The sequence below is a fragment of the Serratia sp. LTN-2 genome, from assembly GCF_059740205.1.
The window spans coordinates 1-1,746 of the sequence record NZ_JCAXDO010000043.1; the positions used below are offsets into that span (position 1 = coordinate 1).

Consider the following 1,746-nt stretch of genomic DNA (forward strand, 5'->3'; position numbering starts at 1 on the left):
TCTGCCTTTGCTTTTGCCTCTGCGGCCTTCCGGGATTCATCTGCTTTACGTTTGGCTTCTGCATCGGCCTTCGCTTTTGCCTCTGCGGCTTTACGAGCATTTTCAGCCTGACGCTGGCGTTCCGCATCCTGCTTTTTCTTCCGTGCATTATCTAAATCAGCCTTAACCTGGGCAACCGCCTTTGCCTGTGTTTTTTTGGCCTGGTTATCCCTGGTGTAGTAGGACGTATGCCCGTTACGACCACCTCCTGACTCCCGCTTATCCGTTACAGTATCAGGCATAGCATCGTGCGCTTTTTTCCAAGCCTTATCAGTCTGAATTAGGGCGGCCGGCTGTTTGTCTAGAGGAAGAGCGTCAAACGCTGCACGCATCTTTTTGTAGGCTGGAGTTTGTGTTGCGGCCATAGTATTTCTGGGAAGCCCATTCTTCAAAGCCTCCTCAATCGCAGCGTTAATCAAAGCAGTATTAATCGGACCCGCCTCAGCCCAGTTTCCACTCTTTCCCTTTGAGCCTCCAGATGTAGAATCTCGACCACCATTCCCCCTAGAGCCACCACCCGGCTCCGGCGTTGAACCACGCTCAGAACTCCAGCTAGTACCATCACCTTTACCGCCGCCGTAATTAAAACCACCCATAATCGTTCCCTCTCTTGGCTATGCAATCAGATTAATAACTGTATATACATACAGTATCTCAAATGCTACACCTTGCAGAAAGCATCGTCAATTTCCATGACCTACGGTATCCTTACTCTCGATAACTGCATGATGCAATTACCGTTACATACTCAGGAGAACACCGTGACTACACACCCAATCAGGAAGACAGCCGTACTTCTTACATGCCTGTTCACCCTGGCGGGATGCAACACCCCGACGACCAGTGCCGAACGCCATGCCAAACACTTTACCTATGCAGGCGATGACGGCTTCGACCCTAATTTCGTCACGCGCAAACATGAGTCGGTAAAATTATCTGTTCCGTTCTTCAAGCAATTCTGGGAGGAAGGTAAAAAGGACAGAGAAAATAAAGTATCGAGGGAAGAAGCAAACAAGCGCGTTATATATTTTTCCAGCGATGAATTTTTTAATTCATTTAAGAACTACAGTGTTTTCGCTGGCAAGGAATACAACGCAGAAACGCCCTCGCCAAAATGGCGCAAAGCCATGTCTGACGCGGTTTCCGGGGCATACATGGATGGGTATGAGGGCCGAAATTAATACCCAAACCAACAAATTTCTAGAATTGTGATGCACATCACAATTCCAGAAACTCGAAATGAGCAAAAAACCACCAAAAAGAGCATCGCGATGACAAAACAGGAAAGCGCCGCCCTCAACATGGCAAAATTTATCCGCGCTCAGTCGCTACTGCTGCTCGAAAAACTCGACGTGCTCGACCTCGACGAAGAAGCGACCACCTGCGAACAACTCCATGAGGCCGCAGAGACCCTCTATCGCCAGCTCGAGATCTGCTTCAATGACGAAGAGCATCAGAGCGACAAGTCCGGGTAATCCCGGCTGCGCGTCCGTTCCGGCTCCAACATTTTCTCCTTCTGCAGCCGGTCATGCTCCTGTTGCTGATGCCGCAGCGCTTCCTGCTGACGTTCCGTCGCTATCGTCCGTTCTGCCTGTACAGGGCCGCGAATTGCTGCACCTGCGTGCTCAAGCCGTTCACAAGCGTGCTCAGCTGCTCCACGCGCCCGGTCAGCTGCTGGTTCTCCGCTGAGGTACGTTCGTACATGCG

Annotated in this window: 2 protein-coding genes and 1 pseudogene; 2 read left to right on the forward strand and 1 reads right to left on the reverse strand. The window is 50.8% G+C overall.

What is annotated here, in order from left to right; genetic code table 11:
• A pseudogene (locus AC6BYQ_RS27850) lies at nt 1–635 on the reverse strand (hypothetical protein); the annotation flags it as partial.
• A 165-nt stretch (nt 636–800) separates the two neighbouring features.
• Between AC6BYQ_RS27850 and AC6BYQ_RS27855 the strand changes: the two are divergent.
• Nucleotides 801–1,220, forward strand: a complete 420-nt coding sequence (locus tag AC6BYQ_RS27855; protein ID WP_498057865.1) for an Exc2 family lipoprotein — start codon at nt 801–803, stop codon at nt 1,218–1,220.
• A gap of 90 nt (nt 1,221–1,310) precedes the next feature.
• On the forward strand, nt 1,311–1,514 hold the full coding sequence (locus AC6BYQ_RS27860) for a Rop family plasmid primer RNA-binding protein (RefSeq protein ID WP_498057870.1): 204 nt from the start codon (nt 1,311–1,313) through the stop codon (nt 1,512–1,514).
• Nucleotides 1,515–1,746 lie beyond the last annotated feature (232 nt).

Bases quoted from the DNA above. Each gene is read 5' to 3' on its own strand.
- AC6BYQ_RS27860 (WP_498057870.1), top strand. From the start codon at position 1,311: ATGACAAAACAGGAAAGCGCCGCCCTCAACATGGCAAAATTTATCCGC.